Origin of the sequence: Trujillonella endophytica, assembly GCF_900110555.1 — a bacterium.
GTDB lineage: Bacteria > Actinomycetota > Actinomycetes > Mycobacteriales > Geodermatophilaceae > Trujillonella > Trujillonella endophytica.
On the sequence record NZ_FOEE01000007.1, the window covers coordinates 150192 to 175553 of the forward strand.

The 25362-nt window shown below is 73.1% G+C and carries 17 protein-coding genes and 1 tRNA gene; 7 read left to right on the forward strand and 11 right to left on the reverse strand.

Going from position 1 to position 25362, the window contains the following annotated elements; genetic code table 11:
* Window positions 1-177: 177 nt before the first annotated feature.
* Complete coding sequence (polA, locus tag BMY88_RS12750) at window positions 178-2916, reverse strand: DNA polymerase I (RefSeq protein ID WP_091943708.1); 2739 nt, start codon at window positions 2914-2916, stop codon at window positions 178-180.
* A gap of 132 nt (window positions 2917-3048) precedes the next feature.
* Between polA and BMY88_RS12755 the strand changes: the two genes are divergently transcribed.
* The 5 genes from BMY88_RS12755 (at window position 3049) to BMY88_RS12775 (ending at window position 7851) form a co-directional block, all read left to right on the forward strand.
* Window positions 3049-3456, forward strand: a complete 408-nt coding sequence (locus BMY88_RS12755; protein WP_244524650.1) for a PaaI family thioesterase — start codon at window positions 3049-3051, stop codon at window positions 3454-3456.
* Between the two features lie 270 nt (window positions 3457-3726).
* Complete coding sequence (locus BMY88_RS12760) at window positions 3727-4962, forward strand: branched-chain amino acid ABC transporter permease (protein ID WP_244524651.1); 1236 nt, start codon at window positions 3727-3729, stop codon at window positions 4960-4962.
* A 3-nt stretch (window positions 4963-4965) separates the two neighbouring features.
* Window positions 4966-5964 (forward strand): branched-chain amino acid ABC transporter permease, encoded by a 999-nt coding sequence (locus BMY88_RS12765; RefSeq protein ID WP_091943712.1) that lies wholly within the window; start codon window positions 4966-4968, stop codon window positions 5962-5964.
* A complete protein-coding gene (locus BMY88_RS12770) occupies window positions 5954-6982 on the forward strand; it encodes an ABC transporter ATP-binding protein (RefSeq protein WP_170861088.1) in 1029 nt (342 codons plus the stop codon). Before BMY88_RS12765 ends, BMY88_RS12770 begins: the two co-directional genes overlap by 11 nt.
* The gene (locus BMY88_RS12775) at window positions 6979-7851 is read left to right on the forward strand and encodes an ABC transporter ATP-binding protein (RefSeq protein WP_211435623.1); all 873 of its coding nucleotides are present in this window, start codon (window positions 6979-6981) and stop codon (window positions 7849-7851) included. Before BMY88_RS12770 ends, BMY88_RS12775 begins: the two co-directional genes overlap by 4 nt.
* A 240-nt stretch (window positions 7852-8091) precedes the next feature.
* On the opposite strand, the gene BMY88_RS12780 is transcribed toward BMY88_RS12775, so the two are convergent.
* Both BMY88_RS12780 and BMY88_RS12785 read right to left on the reverse strand, forming a co-directional pair.
* Window positions 8092-9396, reverse strand: coding sequence for an ABC transporter substrate-binding protein (locus BMY88_RS12780; RefSeq protein WP_428978318.1), 1305 nt, complete (start codon window positions 9394-9396; stop codon window positions 8092-8094).
* Between the two features lie 233 nt (window positions 9397-9629).
* Window positions 9630-10229, reverse strand: coding sequence for an ANTAR domain-containing response regulator (locus BMY88_RS12785; RefSeq protein ID WP_170861089.1), 600 nt, complete (start codon window positions 10227-10229; stop codon window positions 9630-9632).
* Window positions 10230-10313: 84 nt separating this feature from the next.
* On the opposite strand from BMY88_RS12785, the gene BMY88_RS12790 reads away from it, so the two are divergent.
* Both BMY88_RS12790 and BMY88_RS12795 read left to right on the forward strand, forming a co-directional pair.
* Window positions 10314-10387 (forward strand) — tRNA-Leu (locus tag BMY88_RS12790).
* A 110-nt stretch (window positions 10388-10497) separates the two neighbouring features.
* Window positions 10498-12303, forward strand: coding sequence for a pyridoxal-dependent decarboxylase (locus BMY88_RS12795; protein WP_244524652.1), 1806 nt, complete (start codon window positions 10498-10500; stop codon window positions 12301-12303).
* A gap of 74 nt (window positions 12304-12377) precedes the next feature.
* Here the strand turns inward: BMY88_RS12795 and BMY88_RS12800 are convergent, their stop codons facing one another.
* From BMY88_RS12800 to trpC, 8 genes are all read right to left on the reverse strand, one after another.
* Window positions 12378-13259 (reverse strand): acyl-CoA thioesterase, encoded by an 882-nt coding sequence (locus BMY88_RS12800; protein ID WP_091943720.1) that lies wholly within the window; start codon window positions 13257-13259, stop codon window positions 12378-12380.
* On the reverse strand, window positions 13256-14671 hold the full coding sequence (gene pyk, locus BMY88_RS12805) for a pyruvate kinase (RefSeq protein ID WP_091943722.1): 1416 nt from the start codon (window positions 14669-14671) through the stop codon (window positions 13256-13258). Before pyk ends, BMY88_RS12800 begins: the two co-directional genes overlap by 4 nt.
* Before the next feature lie 128 nt (window positions 14672-14799).
* Complete coding sequence (locus tag BMY88_RS12810) at window positions 14800-16290, reverse strand: glutamate synthase subunit beta (protein ID WP_091943724.1); 1491 nt, start codon at window positions 16288-16290, stop codon at window positions 14800-14802.
* 44 nt (window positions 16291-16334) lie between these two features.
* Complete coding sequence (gltB, locus tag BMY88_RS12815; protein WP_211435624.1) at window positions 16335-21014, reverse strand: glutamate synthase large subunit; 4680 nt, start codon at window positions 21012-21014, stop codon at window positions 16335-16337.
* A 308-nt stretch (window positions 21015-21322) separates the two neighbouring features.
* Window positions 21323-22276, reverse strand: a complete 954-nt coding sequence (gene lgt, locus BMY88_RS12820) for a prolipoprotein diacylglyceryl transferase (RefSeq protein WP_091943727.1) — start codon at window positions 22274-22276, stop codon at window positions 21323-21325.
* Window positions 22269-23108 (reverse strand): tryptophan synthase subunit alpha, encoded by an 840-nt coding sequence (trpA, locus tag BMY88_RS12825; RefSeq protein WP_091943729.1) that lies wholly within the window; start codon window positions 23106-23108, stop codon window positions 22269-22271. Before trpA ends, lgt begins: the two co-directional genes overlap by 8 nt.
* Window positions 23105-24454 carry a tryptophan synthase subunit beta gene (trpB, locus tag BMY88_RS12830; RefSeq protein ID WP_091943731.1) on the reverse strand — a complete coding sequence of 450 codons (1350 nt, stop codon included), beginning with the start codon at window positions 24452-24454 and terminating at the stop codon, window positions 23105-23107. Before trpB ends, trpA begins: the two co-directional genes overlap by 4 nt.
* A 53-nt stretch (window positions 24455-24507) precedes the next feature.
* Window positions 24508-25317, reverse strand: a complete 810-nt coding sequence (trpC, locus tag BMY88_RS12835; RefSeq protein ID WP_170861090.1) for an indole-3-glycerol phosphate synthase TrpC — start codon at window positions 25315-25317, stop codon at window positions 24508-24510.
* Window positions 25318-25362 lie beyond the last annotated feature (45 nt).

Here is a 25362-nt window from a genome sequence, read left to right on the forward strand (position 1 = left end):
CGTCTGCTCCCGCGCCCGCGCGCCGGGCGCGGGAGCCCGCCCCTGACCCTCTACGTCAGGTCGAGGGCGGCGACGGCGATCGACCCCCGGCGCCGTCGGCGGGGCCCGGAGGGCCCGCCGGTGGCGGGCCCGGTACCAGCCCAGGGCTCCGAGGACGGCGGGTAGCCGGCCGGGAGCTCAGTGCGCGGCGTCGTTCCAGGTGCGGCCGAAGCCGACGGAGACCTCCAGGGGCACCGACAGCTCCGCGGCGCCGGCCATCTCCCGACGGACGAGCGCCTCCAGCGCCTCCCGCTCCCCCGGCGCCACCTCCAGCACGAGCTCGTCGTGCACCTGCAGCAGCATCCGCGAGCGCAGCCCCTCGGTGGCGATCGCGGACTCGACCCGCAGCATCGCGACCTTGATGACGTCGGCGGCCGAGCCCTGGATGGGGGCGTTGAGCGCCATCCGCTCGGCCATCTCCCGCCGCTGCCGATTGTCGCTGGTCAGGTCGGGCAGGTAGCGACGGCGCCCGAGCGTGGTCACGGTGTAGCCGGTCTGCCGGGCCTCGTCGACGACGGTGTCCAGGTAGTCGCGGATGCCACCGAAGCGCTCGAAGTAGGCGTGCATCTGGCCGCGCGCCTCCTCGGGGGTGATGCGCAGCTGCTGGGCCAGCCCGTAGGCCGACAGCCCGTAGGCCAGGCCGTAGCTCATGGCCTTGATCCGGCGGCGCATCTCCGGGTCGACCTGGTCGATCGGGATGTCGAAGGCGCGGGACGCCACGAAGGAGTGCAGGTCCTCCCCCGACATGAACGCCTCGATGAGGCCCTCGTCGCCGGACAGGTGCGCCATGATCCGCATCTCGATCTGGCTGTAGTCGGCGGTCATGAGCGACTCGTAGCCGCTGCCCACCACGAAGGCCTGCCGGATGCGGCGCCCCTCCGCCGTCCGGATCGGGATGTTCTGCAGGTTCGGGTCGGTCGAGGACAGCCGGCCGGTGGCGGCGATGGTCTGCTGGAAGGTGGTGTGGATGCGCCCGCCGTCGTCGACCATCGGGATCAGCCCGTCGATGACCGTCCGGAGCCGGGTGACGTCGCGGTGGCGCAGCAGGTGCTCGAGGAACGGGTGCCCGGTCGACGCCAGCAGCGAGGTGAGCGCCTCGGCGTCGGTCGTGTACCCGGACTTGATCTTCTTGGTCTTGGGCAGCCCCAGCTCGTCGAACAGCACCGCCTGCAGCTGCTTGGGCGACCCGAGGTTCACCTCGTGCCCGATGACGGCGAAGCACTCGGCGGCGGCGTCGGCCACCCCGTCGGCGAACTCCCGCTGCAGGTCGCGCAGGAAGTCCAGGTCGGCGGCGATGCCCCGGAACTCCATGGCCGCGAGCACGCGGGTCAGCGGCAGCTCGATCTCCCCGAGCAGCGAGTCCGCGCTGCGCTGGCCCAGCAGCTGCTCGAGCGCGTCGGACAGGTCGTTGACCGCCACGGCCTTGAGGACGTCGGCGTGCGCGGCCTCCGCGGCCAGGTCGGCCTCGCTGGGGCCGAGACCGTCGAGCGTGAGCTGGCCCTCGGGGGCGGCCGTGTCCTTGAGCTCGCGGCGCAGGTAGCGGACGGCGAGGTCGCCCAGGTCGAAGGAGCGCTGCCCCGGCGCGGCGAGGTAGGCCGCCAGCGCGGTGTCGCTGACCAGGCCCTCCAGTTCCCAGCCGCGGGACCACACCGCCAGCAGGGGGCCCTTCACGTCGTGCGCGACCTTGGGCCGCTCGGGGTCGGCCAGCCACGCGGCCAGCGCCTGCTCGTCCGCGGCGTCCAGGTCGGGGCCGAGGTCGACGAAGGTGGCGTGGTCGTCACCCGCGGCCAGGGCCATCCCGGTGAGCTCGCCCGTGCCGCGACCCCAGCTGCCGCGGAAGACCAGGCCCGTCCGGCCGCCGGCATGGGCGGCGAGCCAGGCGCCCAGCCCGCCGGGCTCGACCTCGTCGGCCGTGACCTCGAAGCCGCCGTCGACCTCGGGCTCGGCGCTGGTCAGCGTGGCGAACAGCCGGTCGCGCAGCACCCGGAACTGCAGGTTGTCGAAGAGGGTGTGCACCTCGTTGCGGTCCCACGGCGCGACGGCGAGGTCCACCGGCCCCACTTCCAGCGGCACCGCCCGGTCGAGCTCGGTCAGCCGGCGGTTCTGCAGCACCGAGGACAGGTGCTCGCGCAGCTTCTCGCCGACCTTGCCCTTGACGGTGTCGACCTGGTCCACCAGCGCGTCGAGCGTGCCGTACTCGCGCACCCACTTGGCCGCGGTCTTCTCCCCCACGCTCGGGATGCTGGGCAGGTTGTCGCTGGGGTCGCCCCGCAGCGCGGCGAAGTCGGGGTACTGGGTCGGGGTCAGGCCGTACTTGGTCTCGACCTCCTCCGGCGTGAACCGGGTCAGGTCCGAGACCCCCTTGCGGGGGTAGAGCACGGTCACGTGCTCGTTGACCAGCTGCAGCGCGTCCCGGTCACCGGTGCAGATCAGCACGTCCATGCCGGCGTCGACCGCCTGCACCGTCAGCGTGGCGATGACGTCGTCCGCCTCGTAGTTCTCGGCGGTGATCACCGGCACGTGCAGCGCCGCCAGCACCTCCTGGATGAGGCTGACCTGGCCGCGGAAGTCGGTGGGGCTCTCGGACCGGTTGGCCTTGTACTCGGCGAAGATCTCGCTGCGGAAGGTCTTGCGGCCGACGTCGAAGGCCACGCCCAGGTGCGTGGGGGCCTCGTCGCGCAGGACGTTGATCAGCATCGACGTGAACCCGTAGACCGCGTTCGTGGGCTGACCGGTCGTGGTGGAGAAGTTCTCGACCGGCAGGGCGAAGAAGGCCCGGTAGGCCAGCGAGTGCCCGTCGAGCAGCAGCAGGCGGGGGCGCGGCCCGCTCGACGGAGAGGGGGCGGCGGGCGCGGAGGTGGTCACCGGTGCGGACATCGCCCGCGATCCTAGGTGCGGCCTCCGACAGTCCGGGCGCCCCTCGCAGGCTCGGGTCGGGCCCCTGCAGTCGGGCCGGACGGTCCTCCCGCCCCGCGCGGGCCGGCGGGACCCCGGTTAGCGTCGGCGTCCGTGACGACGACCGAACCGCCGGAGTGGATGGGGGGCGTCCCCACCAGTCCCCTCGACGACAAGCTCGGGATCCGCATCACCGACTACACCCCCGACCACCTCGTGGCGACCATGCCGGTCGCGGGCAACGAGCAGCCGTTCGGGCTCCTGCACGGCGGCGCCACGTGCGCGCTGGTCGAGACGGTGGGCTCGGTGGCCGCGGTCCTCAACGCGGGGCCGGGCCGCAAGGCCGTGGGCGTCGAGCTCAACGCGAGCTACCTGCGGCCGGCGACGTCGGGCACCGTCACCGCCGTCGCCCGCCCGGTGCGCGTCGGCCGGACCCTGTCGACCTTCCTGGTCGAGGTCACCGACGACGCCGGGCGGACCACCGCCACCGCCCGGCTGACCTGCATGACCCTGACCGACTGAGGCCCCCCGCCGGGGCCCGGACCCGCCCGCCCGGGAAGGGTCCGCCGACCGGCGGGTCGCGGAACGGTCACAGCTGATCGGGTGCGGAATGGTTGTGCAACATCCCTGGGTTACCTTCCGTGCTCCACTCACACGCAGGGAGCACGCGTGACGCACGCGCCATCGCGCGTCTGCCGGGAAGACCCCCGTCGGACGCCGTCCCCCTCCGCGGGGCGGGCCGGTACCCCCGGCCACCGCGGGTCCGCCGGTAGGCGCACCCTCCTGAGGCTGTTGCTGGTCGCGTTCTTCGGCCTGGCCATCGCCGCGCTGACGCCGGGGGTCGCCTCGGCGGAGGGCGAACAGGTCACCGGCACCCTGCGCACCAGCGGCAGCGGTCCGGTCGAGGGGGTCGACATCACCGTCGCCACCGCGGACGGCACCGAGATCGACACCGTCACGACCGACGACGAGGGCAAGTGGGCGGTGCCCCTGCCCGGGCCCGGGCCCTACGTGGTCTCCATCGACGGCGACGCCCTCCCCGACGGGGTGAGCCTCGACGGCGAGCCCACCCGCAACGTCACGGTCCAGCCGGGCTTCTCCCAGGCCGTGAGCTTCGGCCTCGAGGACGGCAGCCGGAACTCCGGCGGGCCGATCCGCGCCGTCCAGCTCCTGGTCGACGGCCTGCGCTTCGGCCTGTTGATCGCGATGTGCTCCGTCGGGCTCTCGCTGATCTTCGGGACGACGGGGCTGACCAACTTCGCGCACGGCGAGCTCGTGACGATCGGCGCGGTCGTGGCCTGGTTCGTCAACGTGGAGGGCGGCCTGTCGATCGTGCCCGCGGCGATCATCGCGGTCATCGTCGGCGCCGCGGTCGGCGCGCTCAACGAGCTGGCCATCTGGCGGCCGCTGCGCAAGCGCGGCACCGGGCTGGTCGCGGCACTCGTGGTCTCGATCGGCTTGTCCCTCGCCCTGCGGTACCTGATCCAGATCGTCTTCGAGGGCCGCTCCCGGTCCTACCAGGGCGTGACCTCGGGCCGGGCGAACGACTTCGGCGCCTTCCGGCTGACCGACGCGGACCTGACCTCGATCATCGTGTCGGTCGTCGTCCTCGTCGGGATCGCGCTGATGCTGCAGCGGACGAAGATCGGCAAGGCGATGCGCGCCGTCTCGGACAACCGGGACCTGGCCGCCTCGTCGGGGATCAACGTCAACCGCGTGATCCTCATCGTGTGGGTCATGGGCGCGGCGCTGGCCGCTCTCGGCGGCGTGCTGCTCGGCATCTCCGACGACGTCCAGTGGGACATGGGCTTCCGCCTGCTGCTGCTGATGTTCGCCGGCGTGACCCTGGGTGGCCTCGGCACCGCCTACGGGGCCCTGGTTGGCGGCCTGACCGTCGGCGTCTTCGTGCAGATGTCGACGCTCGTCGTCCCGACCGACCTGAAGTACGTGGTCGGCCTGCTCCTCCTGATCGTCGTCCTCGTCGTCCGACCCCAGGGGATCCTGGGCAGTCGCGTACGGATCGGCTGACCCATGACCGAGTTCCTCGACGCCCTCGCCAGCGGCGGCAAGGCAGCCCTGGGCTTCCAGGCCATCTTCATCTGCCTGCTGGCCGTCGGCCTCAACATGCACTTCGGCTACACCGGCCTGCTCAACTTCGGCCAGGTCGCCTTCGCCATGCTCGGCGGCTTCGGCATCGGTGTCGCGGTGACCAAGTGGGACCTGCCCTTCGGGGTGGGCATCCTGGTCGGCCTCGGCGCGGCCGTCGTCCTCGCGCTGCTGCTGGGCCTGCCCACGCTGAGGCTGCGCGCCGACTACCTCGCGATCGCGACGATCGCGGCCGCCGAGGGCCTGCGGCTGCTCTTCAAATCGGGCACCGCGACGCCCGTGACGAACGGGACCCAGTCGCTGTCGGGCTTCTCGGGCGGGTTCACCGACCTCTGCCCGTGGGACCCCACCCGGACCTTCCGGATCCTCGGTGCCCGGTGGGACGGCCGCGACCTCTGGGTGGCGACCGTCGGATGGACGATCGTCGCGCTCTGCTGCCTGCTCACGTGGTTGCTGGTGCGCAGCCCCTGGGGCCGCGTGGTCCGGTCGATCCGCGAGGACGAGGACGCCGTCCGCGCGCTGGGGAAGAACGTCTACGCGCACAAGATGCAGGTTCTCGTGCTGGGCGGCGTGATCGGCGCCCTGGGCGGGATGATCAACGCTCTGGGCACCGGCTCGCTGAATCCCGACAACTACCAGAACGCCTACACTTTCCTGGCGTACGCCGTGCTGATCCTCGGCGGTGCGGCGCGGGTGCTCGGGCCGGTCGTCGGGGCAGTGATCCTGCTGTTCATCGTGTCGTTCACCGACGCCGCGCTGCGACCGCTGATCGAGAACGGGGTGATCCCGGAGGGGCTCCTGACGGTCCCCGACGTGGCCCGCCTCCGCTTCGTCCTGGTGGGCATCCTGCTGATGGCGCTCCTGGTCTTCCGGCCTCAGGGGATCTTCGGCGATCGACGAGAGGTGATGCTCGATGCGCGCTGACTCCGAGCCCGCCGGCGCGCACGCGGCCTCTGCGGCCGGCGTGAGCGTCGACAAGCCGTCCGCCCCCGCGCCCCGGCGCCTGGCCCAGGCGGCCCTGCGCGACCTGCCGTGGGAGGTGGGCGTCGCGAAGCCGGACCCGGCGATCGTGGTCGACGGAGTGACCCGCACGTTCGGCGGCCTGACCGCCGTCTCGGTCGACCACCTGGAGGTCCAGCGCGGCGGGATCACCGGCCTGATCGGACCGAACGGGGCCGGCAAGACCACCCTGTTCAACCTGCTCACCGGCTTCGACCGGCCCGACACGGGGACGTGGAGCTTCGACGGCCGGTCGCTGGGCAAGCTCGCTCCGCACCAGGTGGCCCGCCTCGGCGTCGTGCGCACCTTCCAGCTGACCAAGGCCCTGTCGCGGCTGACCGTCCTGCAGAACATGCTGCTCGGCGCGCAGGGGCAGCGGGGCGAGGGCTTCTTCGCCTCGCTGGTGCCGAGCCTGTGGCGGGCGCAGGAGACGGCCAACACCGCGAAGGCCATGGACCTGCTGCAGCGGTTCAAGCTGGACGCCAAGAAGGACGACTTCGCCGGCACGCTGTCCGGCGGTCAGCGCAAGCTCCTGGAGATGGCCCGGGCGCTCATGAGCGACCCGAAGGTCGTCATGCTCGACGAGCCGATGGCCGGGGTGAACCCCGCGCTCACGCAGAGCCTGCTCGGACACGTGAAGGACCTCCGCGAGGAGGGGATGACGGTCATCTTCGTCGAGCACGACATGGACGTCGTCCGTGACATCAGCGACTGGGTGGTCGTCATGGCCGCCGGCAAGGTGATCGCCGAGGGCCCTCCGGAGTCCATCAGCCAGAACCAGGCCGTCGTCGACGCCTACCTCGGCGCCCACCACGACGCCCCGCTGACGGTCGAGGAGGAGGATCGGGTGCTCGCCGAGGCCGAGGCCGCCATCGCCCGGGAGCAGGGCACCGACGGCGACGTCCTGGAGTCCGGCACCGCCCGGGAGGGAGACCCCCGATGAGCACCATGGACGACCCCGCGAGCGAGGACCCGATGTTCCAGGTCGGGCACGGCGAGGGAGGCACGCCCGACCAGCGCGCCCTTGCCGAGAGCGTGTCCCCCGCCGAGCGCGCCGCCACGCAGGAGGAGCACCTCCGGCTGGCGGAGGGGGCACTCGTGCGCGCCGACGATCTCGTCGCCGGCTACGTGCCCGGCGTCAACATCCTCCGCGGCTGCGACTTCTACCTGCACGAGGGCGAGCTCGTCGGCATCATCGGACCCAACGGCGCCGGCAAGTCGACGCTGCTCAAGGCCCTGTTCGGCCTGATCCCGGTGCGATCGGGCGCGGTGACCCTGCGCGGTGAGGACATCACCTCCGCGCAGGCGCACCGGCTGGTCTCGCTGGGCGTCGGCTACGTGCCCCAGAACAACAACGTGTTCCCCTCGCTGACCATCGAGGAGAACATGCAGATGGGCGTGTACCTGCGGTCGAAGACCTTCAAGGACAGGTTCGACTACGTCGTCGACCTCTTCCCGCTGCTCGGGGAGCGCCGCAAGGCGCGCGCCGGCACGCTCTCCGGAGGCGAGCGCCAGATGGTCGCCATGGGACGGGCCCTCATGATGGACCCGTCGGTACTGCTGCTCGACGAGCCCTCGGCCGGCCTCTCCCCCGCCTACCAGGACGAGGTCTTCATCCGCTGCCGCCGGATCAATGCCACCGGCGTCTCGATCATCATGGTCGAGCAGAACGCCCGCCGGTGCCTGCAGATCTGCGACCGGGGGTACGTGCTCGACCAGGGCCGCAACGCCTACACCGACACCGGCCAGTCGCTGATGAACGACCCCAAGGTCGTCGAGCTCTACCTCGGGACGCTCGCCAAGGTGAAGTAGCGGCTCCACCCGTCGCGACGGCGCGGGTCCACTCGACCGGAGTGGGCCCGCGCCGTCCGCGTCTGAGCCTCAGGCACCGCGCCCGCGCTGGCACGACAGACCCCGCCGCGCACAGCCGGCCGGGCGCGGGCCCATGGCAGGCCGGGTCCGGGCCGGGAACGGACCAGTGGCCCGGCACCCTCGCGGGTGCCGGGCCACTGCCCTCACGGTCGGCGCCCCGCGAGCGGAGCGCCGGCTACATCAGCGCTGCGGGCCGATGCCGTTCTCGTTGAGACCGTCGATGATCCGAGCGGACTCGTCGAACCCGATGATGATGACGGCGTCGGGCTCCAGCTCCACCATCTGTCCCACCTCCGCGTCGAAGTTCGCGGCGGTCGGGTCGTAGATGACCACCTCGACGTTGTCCTCGCTGAGGCCGCCCGCGATCAGGTTCGCGGCCGTGTTCTCGGCCAGGCCGTTGCCGTAGGCGTCGTTGCGGGCGAGGATCCCGACGACGTTCGGGCCCTCACCGGCGACCAGGGAGGCCAGCGCCTGCGCCTGCAGGACGTCCGGCGGGGCGGTCCGGAAGTACAGACCGTTGTCCGGGTACGTCGTGAACTGGTCCGACGTGTTGGCCGGCGAGATCATCATGACGCCCGCGCTGACGATCCGGTCCAGCACGTTCAGGCTCACGGTCGACGAGGCGGCACCGACGATCGCGTTGACACCCTGACCGATCAGGCGGTCCACGGTCTGGGTCGCCGTGTCGGTGCTCGCGTCACCGGAGTCGCCGCCCTGGCGGTCGATGGGGACGCCGAGCACGCCGCCCGCCTCGTTGATGTCCTGGATGGCCAGGTCGAACGCCGCGATCTCCGGCGGGCCGAGGAACGCGAGGTCACCGGTCTCGGGCAGCAGGTAGCCCATGACCAGCGGCCCACCCGTGGTGCCCGGCGGGGCCGGCGGCGGGCCCTCGTCGGAGGCGGCGTTGGACTCGTCGCCGGCGAAGACGTACTCGTTGTTCTCGGGGTCGATCGTGTTGTCGGACTCGAAGCCGACCAGACCGAAGCTCGCGTACGACGGCTCACCGGCGTCGGTGAAGGCGAGCGGGCCGCTGAAGCCGTCGTAGTCGGGGTTGCCCCCGGCGTTGACGATCTCGATGCAGGACGCCCAGTCCGTGCACTTCTCCCCGCCGAAGGTCACGCCGTTGACGTAGGCCTTGAAGACGTTCGCGTCGTTGGTGCCGGCCAGCTGGGCGGCCAGCGCCGTGATCACGACGGCGTCGTAGGTCTCGGCGGCGTAGTTGAAGTCGATGAGGTCCGGGTCGACCTCGAGCAGCCGGTCCTGGAAGTCCGACGAGAGCTCGGTCAGGGGCAGCGTGCCGTCCATGCCGTCGAGCGAGCCGTCCTCCCCCTCGAACTGGTCGCCGAGGGCGGAACCCATGTTGCCGTCGGTGCCGTAGATCGCGACGCCCGAGGCGTTGTCGCCGCCGCCGCTGCCGCCGTCGTCACCGCTGTCGTCGTCGTCGCTGCTGCACGCAGCGAGCGCGATCAGGGCAACGCTCGCCACGGCGATGCCGCGGGCGTTCCTGCCAGTGCGCATCAATGAACTCCAGAGTGTTGCGTCGTTCCGAGACCCGGGAGGACGGCGGATGCCGCCCAGAGGGCCGCTGAGTGGAGCGAACGTAACTGCTCGGTCCGGGCATCCGGAGCGCTGTCGGGTGACCGTGATGAGGTCGTGATCTATCGTGTTGCGCCCGAGTTACGGGCCCTCCGCGGCTGTCTGCGCACGTCCGGGGCGGGTCAGGCCGGGGGGCGCTCGGCCGCGACCCCCTCGTCGAGGATCCGCTGCGCCAGCCCCTTCATGGACGTCCGCTCGTTCATCGCCGTCCGCTGGATCCAGCGGAACGCCTCGGCCTCGGTGAGCCCCTGGTGGGTCATGAGCACGCCCTTGGCCTTCTCCACCACCTTGCGGGTCTCCAGCCGCTCGGCCAGCGTGCGGACCTCGCCGTCGAGCGCGGCCATCTCGGCGAAGCGGGCGCGGGCCACCTCGATGGCGGGCACGAGGTCGTTCTTGGAGAAGGGCTTCACCAGGTACGCCATGGCCCCCGCGTCCCGCGCCCGCTCGACCAGTTCGCGCTGGCTGAACGCGGTCAGGACGATCACCGGCGCCACCCGGTCCGCGGCGATCTGCTCGGCCGCCGACAACCCGTCGAGCACCGGCATCTGGATGTCGAGGATGACGAGATCGGGCGTCAGCTCCCGGGCCCGGTCGACGGCCTGCTGGCCGTCGCCGACCTCGGCCACGACGACGTACCCCTCCTCCTCGAGCATCTCCTTGAGGTCGAGGCGGATGAGGGCCTCGTCCTCGGCGATGAGGACTCTGGTCGGCTCGCTGCTCACGGCCGCAGAGCCTAGCCATGCCGGGCGCTCGGACACGCCCCGATAGGCTGCCGATACGCCCGCCGGACGTGTGTTGTCCGGCACGCCCCCGTACCCCAATCGGCAGAGGGAGCGGATTCAAAACCCGCGCAGTGTGCGTTCGAGTCGCACCGGGGGCACCGCGGTCGTCCCGTCGTCGATCATCGTCGGACGGCTGCCGGCGGCGGCGTGTCGGCCGACCACCTGCCGATGATCGCCGGGGTCCGGGGTGCGCCCTACGGTGGGGGGTGTGAGCGAACCTTCCCCGGAGCCGTCGTCCCCGCACATGACACCCGAGGAGTTCCGGCGGCACGGCCACGAGGTCGTCGACTGGATCGCCGACTACTGGACCCGGCTGCCCGGCCTGCCCGTCCGCTCCCCCGTGGCGCCCGGCGACGTCCGCGCCCTGCTGCCCGACGCCGCACCCGAGCGGGGCGAGCCGCTGTCCGCGGTGCTGGCCGACCTCGACCGCGTCGTCGTCCCGGGGCTGACCCACTGGCAGCACCCCGGCTTCTTCGGCTACTTCCCGGCCAACACCTCCGGCCCCTCGGTGCTCGGCGACCTCGTGTCGGCCGGGCTGGGCGTCCAGGGCATGTCGTGGGTGACCAGCCCCGCCGCGACCGAGCTCGAGCAGCACGTCCTCGACTGGTTCGCCGACCTCCTCGGCCTGCCCGCGTCCTTCCGCTCCAGCGGGGCCGGGGGCGGCGTGCTCCAGGACTCCAGCTCCGGGGCGAACCTCGTGGCGCTGCTGGCGGCGCTGCACCGGGCGAGCGGCGGGACGACCGTCCGGCACGGCGTCGTCCCGGAGGAGTACACGGTCTACGTCTCCGCCGAGACGCACTCCTCGATGGAGAAGGCGGTGCGTGTCGCGGGGCTGGGCAGCGACGCCGTCCGCATCGTGGAGGTCGACTACGACCTCGCCATGCGCCCGGCCGCCCTGGCGGCCCGCCTCGAGCGCGACGTCGCGCGGGGGCTGAAGCCCGTGCTGGTCTGCGCGACGGTGGGGACGACGTCGACGACCGCGGTCGACCCGCTCGCCGAGCTGGGCCCGATCTGCCAGCGATTCGGGGTCTGGCTGCACGTGGACGCCGCCTACGCCGGCGTGAGCGGCCTGGTCCCCGAGCTGCGCCCGCTGCAGGACGGCGTCGAGTGGGCCGACAGCTACACCACCGACGCGCACAAGTGGCTGCTCACCGGCTTCGACGCCACGCTCTTCTGGGTCGCCGACCGGGCCGCCCTGACGGGTGCGCTCGCGATCCTCCCCGAGTACCTGCGCAACGCCGCCACCGACGCCGGCGCCGTCGTCGACTACCGCGACTGGCAGATCGAGCTGGGCCGCCGCTTCCGCGCGCTGAAGCTCTGGTTCGTGGTCCGCTGGTACGGCGCCGAGGGGCTGCGCGCGCACATCCGCTCCGGCGTCGCCCTGGCCGACGAGCTGGCGCGGTGGGCCGAGGCCGACGAGCGCTTCGACGTCGCCACCGCCCATCCGCTGTCGCTGGTCTGCCTGCGGCCCCGGTGGGCGGACGACGTCGACGCCGACGTCGCCACCATGACCCTGCTGGAGCGGCTCAACGACGGCGGCGAGGTCTTCCTGACCCACACCACGGTGCGTGGGGCGGTCGTGCTGCGGGTGGCCGTCGGCGCCCCGACCACGACCCGCACGCACGTGGAGCGGGCCTGGCAACTGCTGGCCGAGAACCACGACTGGCTCTCGCGGGACTTCGCCGAGGCCGCTGCCGAGCGGGCCCGGGTCGCCGCCGCCGAGCGCGCCGAGGCGGAGCGGCGGGCCGCCGAGCGCGCCCAAGCGGCCGAGCGCGCCCAGGCGGAGCGGGCCGAGGCGGAGCGGGCCGAGGCGGAGCGGCAGGCGACCGACCGGGACGCCGCGGCCGCAACAGCCGCAGCAGCCGCAACCGAGGTCGAGGTCGAGCCTGAGGTGACGGGGCCTGTCGATGCCGAGGCGACCGGGACCGTCGAGGTCGACGCACCCGCGGCACGGGACGAGACGGCCGACCGGGCCGACGACCAGATCGCCCAGATCGCCCAGCCCGCCGAGTGAGGCGAGGTGGTCCGGCTCCGTCGGCCCGCTAGCGAGGGCGGGCGCGCGGGGGTCCCCTCCGGGACCTCCCGCGGTCACTCCCCCGTGTCGCGGATGAGGCCCTCCTGGGCGACGGACGCCACGTGCGTGCCGTCGACCGACCAGATCTGGCCGAAGCACAGCGCGCGGGAACCGGCGGCGACCGGGCTGTCGGTCTCGTAGAGGAACCACTCGTCGGCCCGCATCGGTGCGTGGAACCAGACGGCGTGGTCGAGGCTGGCGCCCTGGTACCGGTCGTCCCAGCCGCCGATCCGGGCCAGGCCGGCGCTCAGCAGGGTCAGGTCGGTGACGAACGTCAGCGCGGCGGCGTGGATCGTCGGGTCGTCGGGCAGCCGCCCGGCCACCCGGAACCACGCGTGTGCGCGGGCGTCCGGCCCGGCCTTGGGCGTCCGGTCGAACGGGTCGTCGAGCGGGCGCTGCTCGACCACGCGCCCGAGCAGTTCCAGGTGCTCGGGGTCGACCCGGTCGTGCCGGCGCGCGTACTCCGCGGCCGAGGGGACGGCGTCCGGCGGGGGGACGGCGGGCATCGGCTGGGAGTGCGTCGTGACCGGCGGCTCGGGGCGGTGGAAATCGGCCGTGAGCGCGAAGATCGCGACGTCCTCGCCGCGGCGGTGCTGGTGGGCCAGCACCCGGCGGGTGGAGAACGTCCGACCGTCGCGGATCCGCTCGACGACGTAGCGGATCTCCTCGTTGGGGTCGCCGGGCCGCAGGAAGTACGAGTGCAGCGAGTGGACCGGCCGCTCGCCGGTGGTCGTGAGCTCCGCGGCCATGAGGGCCTGCCCGGCCACCTGACCCCCGAAGACGCGCTGCCGCGTCGTCTTCGGCGTCTGCCCGACGTAGACGCCGGGCTCGCGCTCCTCCAGGTCCAGGACCTGGAGGAGCTCGGCGAGGTCGTCGTCGCCGGCCGGCGCGGTCACGAGTCGGTGCCCACCTCGTGCACGCGGATCAGGTTGGTCGACCCCACGGTGTTCGGCGGGCTGCCGGCGACGACGACCACGCGGTCGCCCTCGCGCAGCCGGCCGATCGACAGTAGCGAGAAGTCGACCTGGCGGACCATGTCGTCGGTGTGCTGCACGGTCGGCACGAGGAACGTCTCGACGCCCCAGGACAGCGCCAGCTGGCTGCGCACCCGGGCGTCGACGGTGAAGGCCAGCAGCGGCTGGCGGGGGTGCGCGGAGGCCAGCCGGCGGGCCGTGTCGCCGGTCTGCGTGAACGTCGCGAGCGCCTTCACGTCGAGGGTCTCGCTGATGTCCTTGGCCGCGCGCACGATCGCCCCGGCGCGGGACCGCGAGACGCGGGTCAGCTCGGGCGCCCGCACGTCCTCGCTCTCGACCGCGTCGATGATCCGCTCCATCGTGCGGACCGCGGCGATCGGGTGCTTGCCGACCGAGGTCTCCCCCGACAGCATCACCGCGTCGGCCCCGTCCAGCACCGCGTTCGCGACGTCGGAGGCCTCGGCGCGCGTGGGCCGGGAGTTCTCGATCATCGACTCGAGCATCTGGGTGGCCACGATGACCGGCTTGTTGCGCTCGCGGGCGGCCTGCACGGCCCGCTTCTGCACCAGCGGCACCTGCTCCAGCGGCAGCTCCACGCCGAGGTCACCGCGGGCGACCATGATGCCGTCGAACGCCTCCACGATCGCCTCGAGGTTGGCGACCGCCTCCGGCTTCTCCAGCTTGGCGATCACGGGGACGTAGACGTCCTCCTGGCGCATGACGTCGCGGACCAGCTCGACGTCCGTGGGGTGCCGGACGAAGGACAGGGCGATGAAGTCGACCCCCAGGTGCAGCGCGAACCGGAGGTCCTCGGTGTCCTTCTCCGACAGCGCCGGGACGCTCACGGCGACGCCGGGCAGCGACAGGCCCTTGTTGTTGGAGACCGGCCCGCCCTCGACGACCAGGCACCAGACGTCGGGGCCCTCGACCTCGACCACCGAGAGGGCGAGCTTGCCGTCGTCGATCAGCAGGCGGTCCCCCACCCGGGCGTCGGCGGCCAGCCCCTTGTAGGTGGTCGAGACGCGGTCGACGGTGCCCTCGACGTCCTCGACGGTGATGCACACCCGGGCGCCGGTCGGCCAGGTCACCTTGCCCTCGGCGAAGGTGCCCAGCCGGATCTTGGGGCCCTGCAGGTCGGCGAGGACGGCGACGGCGTGGCCGGTGCGGTCCGAGGCCTCGCGGACCACGTGGTAGGCCGCCTCGTGGTCGGCGTGCGCGCCGTGGCTGAAGTTGAGCCGAGCGACGTCCATCCCCGCCTCGACGAGGGCGGTGACCTGCTCGATGCTGCTCGAGACGGGACCCAGGGTGCAGACGATCTTGGCGCGGCGGGGCATGGGGAGAACGCTAGTGCGCGCCCCCGCGCTCGGTGGGACGGGCCCCCGTGTCCCTGGCCACCCCGGACACACCGCGGGCCGGGCCCCTCCACGAGGAGCCCGGCCCGGACGGCGTGCGGTCGGCGGACCTACCGCAGGGCGACCTCGGTGGGGGTCACCGGGCGCGGCAGCTCCGACGCGCTGCCGGTGAGCCAGGCGTCGACCGCGCCGGCGGCCGAGCGGCCCTCGGCGATGGCCCACACGATGAGCGACTGGCCGCGGCCGATGTCGCCGGCCACGAAGACGCCGGGCACGGTCGACATGAAGTCGGCGTCGCGGGTGACGTTGCCCCGCCCGTCGACCTCGACGCCCAGACCGTCGACCAGGCCCTCGCGCTGCGCACCGGTGAAGCCCATGGCCAGGAACACCAGGTCGGCGGGGACCTCGCGCTCGGTGCCCTCGATCTTGGTGAACCGGCCGTCGACCCGCTCGACCTCGTGCAGGAGCAGCGCGCGGACGTTGCCGGCGTCGTCGCCCTGGAAGCGCTCGGTGTTCACGCTGTAGAGCCGCTCGCCGCCCTCCTCGTGGGCGCTGGAGACCCGCATGACCATCGGGTAGGTCGGCCAGGGGTTGTCCTCGGCGCGGCTGCCGGGGGGCGCCGGCATGATCTCCAGCTGCGTGACCGAGGCGGCGCCCTGGCGGTGGGCGGTGCCGAGGCAGTCCGCGCCGGTGTCGCCGCCGCCGATGATCACCACGTGCTTGCCGTGGGCGTCGATCGGCGGTCGGTCGAGCTCGCCGAGGGCCTGCAGGTTGCCGTAGGGCAGGTACTCCATGGCGAGGTGGATCCCGGACAGCTCGCGGCCGGCCGCGGGCAGGTCACGACCGACGGTCGCGCCCCCGGCCAGGACGACGGCGTCGAAGTCCCCGCGCAGCTGGTCGACGCTCAGGTCGGCCTCGCCGCTGCCACCGACCTCGACGCCGGTGACGAAGCGGGTGCCCTCGGCGCGCATCTGGTCCAGCCGCCGGTCCAGCACGGCCTTCTCCATCTTGAACTCGGGGATGCCGTACCGGAGCAGGCCGCCGATCCGGTCGGCCCGCTCGAACACGGTCACCTCGTGGCCGGCCCGGGTCAGCTGCTGGGCGGCGGCGAGCCCGGCCGGCCCGGAGCCGACGACGGCGACCTTCTTGCCGGTGCGCTCCTGCGCCGGCTGCGGGGTGACCAGGTCCCGCTGGAAGGCCTGGTCGATGATCTCCCACTCGATCTGCTTGATCGTGACCGGCGACTCCTGCAGGTTCAGCACGCAGGACCCCTCGCACGGCGCCGGACAGAGCTTCCCGGTGAACTCCGGGAAGTTGTTCGTGGCGTGCAGCCTCTCGATCGCGTCGGTCCAGTCGTCGCGGCGGGCGAGGTCGTTCCACTCCGGGATGAGGTTGCCCAGCGGGCAGCCGTGGTGGCAGAACGGGATGCCGCAGTCCATGCAGCGGGCCGCCTGCTGGCGGACCGCGCCGACGGGGAAGACCTCGTCCTCGCCGTTCTCCCGGGAGAGGTAGACGTCCTTCCAGTCCATGATGCGGACGTCGACCGGCCGGCGCGGAGGCAGGGCGCGGTCGTACTTGAGGAACCCCGTGGAGTCAGCCACGAGCGGCCTCCCTTGCGACGGCGGTGAGCGGGGAGCGGGACAGGTCAGCCACGAGCGGCCTCCATGACGGCGCGGTCGACGTCCGTGCCGGCGGCCTCGGCGGCCCGGCGGGCGTCGAGGGCGCGGCGGTAGTCCCGCGGCATGATCACGCTGAACTGCCCGGACCAGCGGCCCCAGTCGGCCAGCAGCGCGGCGGCCACCGGCGACTCGGTGTCGGCCGCGTACCGCACGAGCACCTCGCGCAGCCAGGCCGCCGACTCGCCGTCCAGCGGGTCGATGTCGACCATGTCGGGGTTGACCCGGTGCCGGGCCAGGTCCAGGACGTAGGCGACGCCGCCGGACATGCCCGCGGCGATGTTGCGCCCGGTCGACCCGAGGATGACCACGCTGCCACCGGTCATGTACTCCAGCGCGTGGTCGCCGACGCCCTCGACGACGGCCAGCGCGCCGGAGTTGCGCACGCAGAACCGCTCGCCGACCCGGCCGCGCAGGAAGATCTCCCCCGCGGTCGCGCCGTAGCCGATCACGTTGCCGGCGATGACGTTGTCCTCGGCGGCGAAGGTGGCCTCACGCGCCGGGCGGACGACGATCCGGCCGCCGGACAGGCCCTTGCCGACGTAGTCGTTGGCGTCGCCCAACAGCCGCATCGTGATGCCGCGCGGCACGAACGCCCCGAAGGACTGGCCGGCCGACCCGGTGAAGGTCAGGTCGATCGTGCCCTCGGGCAGGCCCTCGCCGCCGAAGCGCCGGGTGACCATCGAGCCCAGCATCGTGCCGACGGTGCGGTTGACGTTGCGCACCGGCAGCTCCAGGCGCACCGGGCGCGCGTCCAGCAGCGCCCCCTCGCACAGCTGGATCAGCGTCTGGTCCAGGGCGACGTCCAGGCCGTGGTCCTGGTCGCGCACCTTCCGCCGGGCCGCCCCCTCGGGCAGCTCCGGCACGGCGAGCATCCTGGACAGGTCCAGGCCCTCGGCCTTCCAGTGCCCGACCGCCTTGCGGGTGTCCAGCATCTCGGCGTGGCCGATGGCCTCGTCGAGGGTGCGGAAGCCCAGGTCGGCGAGGTACTGGCGGACCTCCTCGGCGATGTACTCGAAGAAGGTGACGACGAACTCCGGCCGCCCGGTGAACCGCTTGCGCAGCTCGGGGTTCTGCGTGGCCACGCCGACCGGACAGGTGTCCAGGTGGCAGACCCGCATCATGATGCAGCCGGAGACCACCAGCGGCGCCGTCGCGAAGCCGAACTCCTCGGCGCCCAGCAACGCGCCGATCATCACGTCGCGGCCGGTCTTGAGCTGGCCGTCGACCTGCACGGTGATCCGGTCGCGCAGCCCGTTGGCGAGCAGCGTCTGCTGGGTCTCGGCCAGGCCGAGCTCCCACGGCGAGCCGGCGTGCTTGAGCGAGGTCAGCGGCGCGGCGCCGGTGCCGCCGTCGTGCCCGGAGATCAGGACGACGTCGGAGTGGGCCTTGCTGACCCCGGCCGCGACCGTGCCGACGCCGACCTCGGCGACCAGCTTGACGTGCACCCGCGCCTGGTCGTTGGCGTTCTTCAGGTCGTGGATGAGCTGCTTGAGGTCCTCGATCGAGTAGATGTCGTGGTGCGGCGGCGGGCTGATCAGGCCCACGCCCGGCGTGGAGTGCCGGGTGCGCGCCACCCACGGGTAGACCTTCTGGCCGGGCAGCTGACCGCCCTCGCCGGGCTTGGCGCCCTGGGCCATCTTGATCTGGATGTCGTCGGCGTTGACCAGGTACTCGCTGGTCACGCCGAACCGGCCGCTGGCCACCTGCTTGATCGCGGAGCGGCGCAGGTCGCCGTTGGGGTCGGCGACGAACCGCGCCGGGTCCTCCCCGCCCTCGCCGGTGTTGGACTTGCCGCCCAGGCGGTTCATGGCGATGGCCAGCGTCTCGTGCGCCTCCTGGGAGATGGAGCCGTAGCTCATCGCCCCGGTCTGGAAGCGCTTGACGATCTCGCTGACCGGCTCGACCTCCTCCAGCGGCACGGGCGGGCGGACGCCGGTCCGGAACTCGAACAGGCCGCGCAGGGTCGCCGCGTCGCGGGAGAGCCGGTCCACCTCGCCGGTGTAGCGCTGGAAGACGTCGTACTGGCGCGCGCGGGTGGCGTGCTGGAGCAGGAACACCGTCTCGGGGTTGAACAGGTGCACCTCGCCCTCGCGGCGCCACTGGTACTCGCCGCCGGTCTCCAGCCGGCGGTGGGCGCGCTCGGTGGGGTTGGCCGGGTAGGCGCGCCGGTGCCGCATCGCGACCTCCTCGGCGAGCACGTCGAGGCCCACGCCGCCCAGCGGGCAGGAGGTGCCGGTGAAGTACTCGTCGACGACGTCGTCGGCCAGCCCGACCGCCTCGAAGATCTGCGCCATCGTGTACGAGCCGACGGTGCTGATGCCCATCTTGCTCATCACCTTGAGGACGCCCTTGCCCAGCGCCTTGACCACGTTGCGGACGGCCTGCGCGGACTCCACGCCGGTGAGGGAGCCGTCGCGGATGAGGTCCTCGATCGACTCGAACGCCAGGTAGGGGTTGACCGCGGCGGCGCCGTAGCCGAGCAGCAGGGCGACGTGGTGGACCTCGCGGCAGTCACCGGACTCCACCACCAGGCCGACCTCCATGCGGGTCCGCTCGCGCACCAGGTGGTGGTGGACGGCGGCCGTCATGAGCAGGGACGGGATGGGCGCGCGCTTCTCGTCGCAGTCGCGGTCGGACAGCACGATGATCCGGGCGCCGGCGGCGATGGCCTTGCTGGCCTTCGTGCGCAGCTCCTCGATCGCCGTCGCCAGGGCCTCGCCGCCGCCGTTGACGTCGAAGTGCCCGGTGATCCGGACGGCGGCGAAGCCGGGCAGGTCGCCGTCGTCGTCGATGTGCAGGATCTTGGCGAGCTCGTCGTTGTCGATGACCGGGAACGGCACCGTCACCTGGCGGCACGACGCCGGGGTGGCCTTGAGCAGGTTCTGCTCGGGGCCGAAGGTGCGCCCGAGGCTGGTCACCAGCTCCTCGCGGATGGCGTCCAGCGGCGGGTTGGTGACCTGGGCGAACAGCTGCCCGAAGTAGTCGTAGAGCAGCCGGGAGCGGTCCGACAGCGCCGCCACCGGGGTGTCGGTGCCCATGGAGCCGATCGGCTCGGCGGCCGAGGAGGCCATCGGCGTGAGCAGGACGCGCAGGTCCTCCTCCGTGTAGCCGAACAACTGCTGCCGGCGGACCACCGACGCGTGGCTGGGCCGGGCCCGGCGACGCTCGGGGAGCTGGGGCAGGTGCACGAGGCCGGCGTGCAGCCAGTCGTCGTAGGGGTGCTCGGTGGCGAGCGCGCCCTTGACCTCCTCGTCGGAGACGATCGTCCCGGCGGCGGTGTCGACGAGGAACATGCGGCCGGGCTGCAGCCGGCCCTTGGCGACGACGTCGGCGTCGGGGATCTCCAGGACGCCGACCTCGCTGGCGAGCACGACCCAGTCGTCCTTGGTGTGCCACCAGCGGCCCGGGCGCAGGCCGTTGCGGTCGAGCACCGCACCGATGAGCGTGCCATCGGTGAAGGCGACCGCGGCGGGGCCGTCCCACGGCTCCATGATCGAGGAGTGGAACCGGTAGAAGGCCCGGCGGGCCGGGTCCATCTCCTCGTGGTTCTCCCACGCCTCCGGGATCATCATCAGGACGGCGTGCGGCAGCGACCGGCCCGACAGGTGCAGCAGCTCCAGCACCTCGTCGAAGGTGGCGGAGTCGCTGAAGTCGCTGCCGGTGACGGGGAAGATCCGGTCGAGCCCGAGCTCGGCGGCCGGGCCGGCGGGCCCGTCGAACATCTCGGTCTCGAGCTTGGCCTCGCGGGCCCGCATCCGGTTCCGGTTGCCCTTGATCGTGTTGATCTCGCCGTTGTGGGCGATCAGCCGGAACGGGTGGGCCAGCGGCCAGCTCGGGAACGTGTTGGTGGAGAACCGGCTGTGCACCAGCGCGATCGCCGACTCGTAGCGCTCGTCGCGCAGGTCGGGGAAGAACGCGGGCAGCTGGTCGGTGGTCAGCATGCCCTTGTAGGTGATGGTGCGGGCGGACAGCGAGACGAGGTACAGACTGCTGCCGGCCTCGCGGGCCTCCCGCTCGGACCGCTTGCGCAGCACGAACGCGCGCCGCTCCAGCCGGGTCACGCCGTGGCAGACCGCGTTCCCGCCGAAGGCGGCCCCGTCGGCGCGGGCGCCCATCGTCTCGGCGACGAACAGCTGGGCGAAGTGCGGCATGACGGCGCGGGCGGTCGGGCCGAGGTCGGCACCGTCGGGGTCGACGGGCACGTCGCGCCAGCCGAGCACGGTCAGCCCCTCCTCCGCGGCGATGCGGGCGACGTCGTCGCGGCGGGCGGCGCGCTCGGCCTCGTCGGTCGGGAGGAACGCGATGCCGACGGCGTACTCGCCGACCGGCGGCAGGTCGAAGTCGACGCTGTCGCGCAGCAGCGCGTCGGGCACCTGGGTGAGGATCCCCGCGCCGTCGCCGCTGTTGGGCTCGGCGCCGGCGGCCCCCCGGTGGTCCAGGTTGTGCAGCGCGGTCAGCCCGGCGGCCACGAGGGCGCGGCTCGGCCGGCCCTGGACGTCGGCGACGAAGGCGACGCCGCAGGCGTCGGAGTCGTTGGCCGGGTCGTAGAGCCCGGCGGCCGGCGGGACGGCCGAGAAGGGGACGGCGGAGGGGGTCGGCCTCGTGGGGGAAGGCGCCGAGGAGATGGGCGCAGGGGACCCGGTCATGTCACTCCCGTCGTCGGCTGGTCGCGCGCGCTCGCGGAGAGGCACGCAGCGGGGCTGGAGGCCCGGCCGGTGGTGGTCAGAGGGGGCGGTGTGCGTGTGCGCTGCGGTGGAGCCCGGCGGAGGGGACGTGCCCGGTCCGGTCAGGTCGCCAGTCCCACGGGTGGTGCCATGGGGCCGTCGTCCGCGGGGCGACGCTGGCCCGGTTCCGACACGTGCGGCCCACCGGGATCACCAGTGGGCCCGGAGGGAAGGGTACACAGCCGTAACAGGCTATTTCTCCGGGTTGACGGCCTGCCGAACACGTGCTGTCAGCGACGGTCGGACCCGCCGTGATCGTCGTCACCGGCGTCGTCGGCGGACGGCACATCGGCGCTGGTCGCGGGCACGGAGGCGGTTCCGGACGTCGCACCGGACGGGCCGGTGTCGGCATCGTCACCACGCCGGTCGAGGACCTCGCGGGGCCGCCCGCGCAGCGCCACCAGGTAGGCGACGGCGGCGAGCCCGACGACCAGGCAGGTGAACACGTTGAGCCGGACCCCGAAGAGCTCGTTGGCGGGGTCGGTGCGCAGCAGCTCGATCCACAGCCGCCCGGCGCAGTAGAGCGCGACGTACAGCGCGAACGCGCGCCCGTGGCCCAGCCGGAACCGGCGGTCGGCCCAGACGACGACCGCGGCGGCCGCCAGGTTCCACAGCAGCTCGTACAGGAACGTCGGGTGGAACGTCGCCACGTCCAGGTAGGCGTCCGGCCGGTTGACCGGGTCGATCTCCAGCCCCCACGGCAGGTCGGTCGGCCCGCCGAACAGCTCCTGGTTGAACCAGTTGCCCAGCCGGCCGACGGCCTGGGCCACCAGCAGCCCGGGGGCGATCGCGTCGGCGAAGACCGGCAGCGGGATGCCCATCCGGCGGCAGGCGATCCAGGCGCCGACCCCACCGAAGGCGATCGCGCCCCAGATGCCCAGGCCGCCCTCCCAGATGGCCAGGGCCTTCACCGGGTCGCCGCCCTCGCCGAAGTACGCCTGCGGGCTGGTGATCACGTGGTAGATGCGGCCGCCGACGATGCCGAACGGCACGGCCCACACGGCGATGTCGAGCACCTCGCCGGGCTTGCCGCCGCGGGCCACCCACCGCTTCTCGGTGAGCCAGCAGGCCAGCACGATGCCGGCGATGATGCTCAGCGCGTAGGCGCGGATCGGCAGCGGTCCGAGCTCCCACACCGCGTCGCCGGGGCTGGGGATGCTCGCCAGCGTCGTCGTCTCAGGCATGGCTCGGCCGCACCGCCGCCCGCTGCCGCACCCCGCGCGCCAGGTCCGCCGACAGGCGCCGGACACCGTCGGGGCCCTCGCCGTCCAGCAGGGTTCGGACGTAGGCCGAGCCGACGATGACGCCGTCGGCGAAGCCGGCCACCTGAGCCGCCTGGTTCCCGTCGGAGACGCCGAGGCCGACGCAGACCGGCAGGGCGGTGCCGACGTCGGCGATCGCCTCCCGGGTGCGGGCGACCAGCCGCTCGGCGGCGCCGCCGACGGTCGCCCGGGTGCCGGTCACGCCCATGGTGGAGGCGGCGTAGACGAATCCCCGGCAGGCCCGCACCGTCGACCGCAGCCGGGCGTCGGTGGACGACGGCGCGACGAGGAAGACCCGGTCCAGCCCGGCCGCCTCCGACGCCGCGAGCCACGCGCCGGCCTCGTCGGGGATCAGGTCGGGGGTGATCGCCCCCGCTCCCCCGGCGGCGGCCAGGTCGGCGGCGAACCGCTCGACGCCGTAGCGCTCGACCGGGTTCCAGTAGCTCATGACGACCGGCACGGCGCCGGCGGCGGCGACCGCCTCGACCGCCCGCAGCACGTCGCGCATGCCCACGCCGGCGCGGACGGCGACGTCCACCGCCTGCTGGATGACCGGGCCGTCCATGCCGGGGTCGCTGTAGGGGACGCCGATCTCGACGACGTCGGCCCCGCCGCCGTCCGCTCCGCCCTCGACGGCCGCCACCATCGCCGCGATCGACGCGTCGACGTCGGGGTAGCCGACGGGCAGGTAGGCGATGAGGGCCGCCCGCTCCTCGGCGCGCGCGGCGTCGATCCGCTGCTGCAGCAGGCTCACGCCTCCTCCCCCGCGTCCCGGCCGGCCACGGCCTCGTCGCCCGCGACCGCGCCCTCGGTGGGCTGCTGGTCGGTGTCCAGGCCCGGCCCGGGGTCGACCTCGGTGCGGTCGCCGAGGCCGAACCAGCGCGACGCCGTCTCGACGTCCTTGTCCCCGCGCCCCGACAGGTTCACCAGCAGCAGGGTGTCGGGCCCGAGCTCGCGGCCCAGCCGCATCGCTCCGGCCAGAGCGTGCGCGGACTCGATCGCCGGGATGATCCCCTCCGTCCGGCACAGCAGCGCGAACGCCTCCATGGCCTCGGCGTCGGTGACGGGGCGGTACTCGGCGCGGCCGATGTCGTGCAGGTGGGAGTGCTCCGGGCCGACGCCGGGGTAGTCGAGGCCGGCGCTGATCGAGTGCGACTCGATGGTCTGGCCGTTCTCGTCCTGCAGGAGGTAGGAGCGGGCGCCGTGCAGCACCCCGGGCGAGCCGCCGGTGATCGTGGCCGCGTGCCGGCCGGTCTCCACGCCGTCGCCGGCCGCCTCGAGGCCGACCAGCCGGACGCCCTCGTCGGGGACGAACGCGGTGAAGATCCCGATCGCGTTGGAGCCGCCGCCCACGCAGGCGAGGACCGCGTCCGGCAGCCGGCCCTCCCGGTCGAGCACCTGCTCGCGGGCCTCGTCCCCGATGACCCGCTGGAAGTCGCGGACCATCGCGGGGAACGGGTGCGGGCCGGCGACGGTGCCGAAGACGTAGTTGGTCGTCTCCACGTTGGTGACCCAGTCGCGGAACGCCTCGTTGATCGCGTCCTTGAGCGTCCGCGAGCCGGTGGTCACCGGGATGACCTCCGCGCCCAGCAGCCGCATGCGGGCGACGTTGAGCGCCTGCCGGCGGGTGTCCTCCTCGCCCATGTAGACGGTGCACGACAGGCCCATCAGCGCCGCCGCCGTCGCCGTCGCCACGCCGTGCTGGCCGGCGCCGGTCTCGGCGATCACGCGGGTCTTGCCGATCCGCTTGGTGAGCAGCGCCTGCCCCAGCACGTTGTTGATCTTGTGCGAGCCGGTGTGGTTGAGGTCTTCGCGCTTGAGCAGCACCCGGGCCCCGCCGCAGTGCTCGGCGAACCTCGGCACCTCGGTGATCACGCTGGGCCGGCCGATGTAGTCGCGCTGCAGCACGGCGAACTCGTCGAGGAACACCGGGTCGACCCGCATGGCCTCGTAGGCCTCGGTCAGCTCGTCGAGGGCGGCGATCAGCGCCTCGGGGACGAACCGCCCGCCGAAGACGCCGAAGTGACCCGTCGCGTCCGGCCAGGCCGGCGCCGCCGGGACGGCTCGCGGCTGCGGCGGGCGGACGGGACTGGTGGTCATGCCCCCAGTGTCCCGCGCGCGGGGCGCCGTGCCGGAGAGGGGTGCGCGAGTCGCTAGCGACTGGGGCGCGGGGTGGCCGGGTGGGATCCGGCGGTGACCAGGTCGGCGACGGCCTGGCGGGCGTCGCCGGCGGTCACCAGCCCCTCGCCGACGAGGACGGCGTCGGCGCCGGCCGCGGCGTAAGAGATGAGGTCGTGCGGGCCGCGGACCCCGGACTCGGCGACCTTGACGACGGTCGACGGCAGGCCCGGGGCGATCTTCTCGAAGGTGGAGCGGTCGACCTGCAGCGTCGTCAGGTCGCGGGCGTTGACGCCGATGACCGAGGCACCCGCGGCCAGGGCGCGGTCGGCCTCGGCCTCGGTGTGCACCTCGACCAGCGCCGTCATGCCGAGGGACTCGACGCGCTCCAGCAGGCCGAGCAGCACGTTCTGCTCCAGGGCCGCCACGATCAGCAGGACGACGTCGGCACCGTAGGCGCGGGCCTCGTGCACCTGGTAGCTGCTGACGACGAAGTCCTTGCACAGGACCGGCACGTCGACCGCGGCCCGGACGGCGGCGAGGTCGGCGTGGCTGCCGCCGAAGCGGCGGCTCTCGGTGAGCACGCTGATGACGCGGGCACCTCCGGCGGCGTACTGGCCGGCCAGGACGGCGGGGTCGGGGATGTCGGCCAGGGCGCCCTTCGACGGGCTGGACCGCTTGACCTCCGCGATGACGCCCACGCCCGGCGCGCGCAGTGCGGCCTGGGCGTCGAGGGCGGGGCGGGCGTCCCGCGCCGCGGCCATGACCTCGGCGAGCGGCGTCGCCGCCTCGCGCGCGGCGAGCTCCTCCCGCACGCCGGCGACGATCTCGTCGAGGACGTTCACAACCCCTCCTCCGTGCTGATCGTCGAGACGACGGGCGCTCCGCAG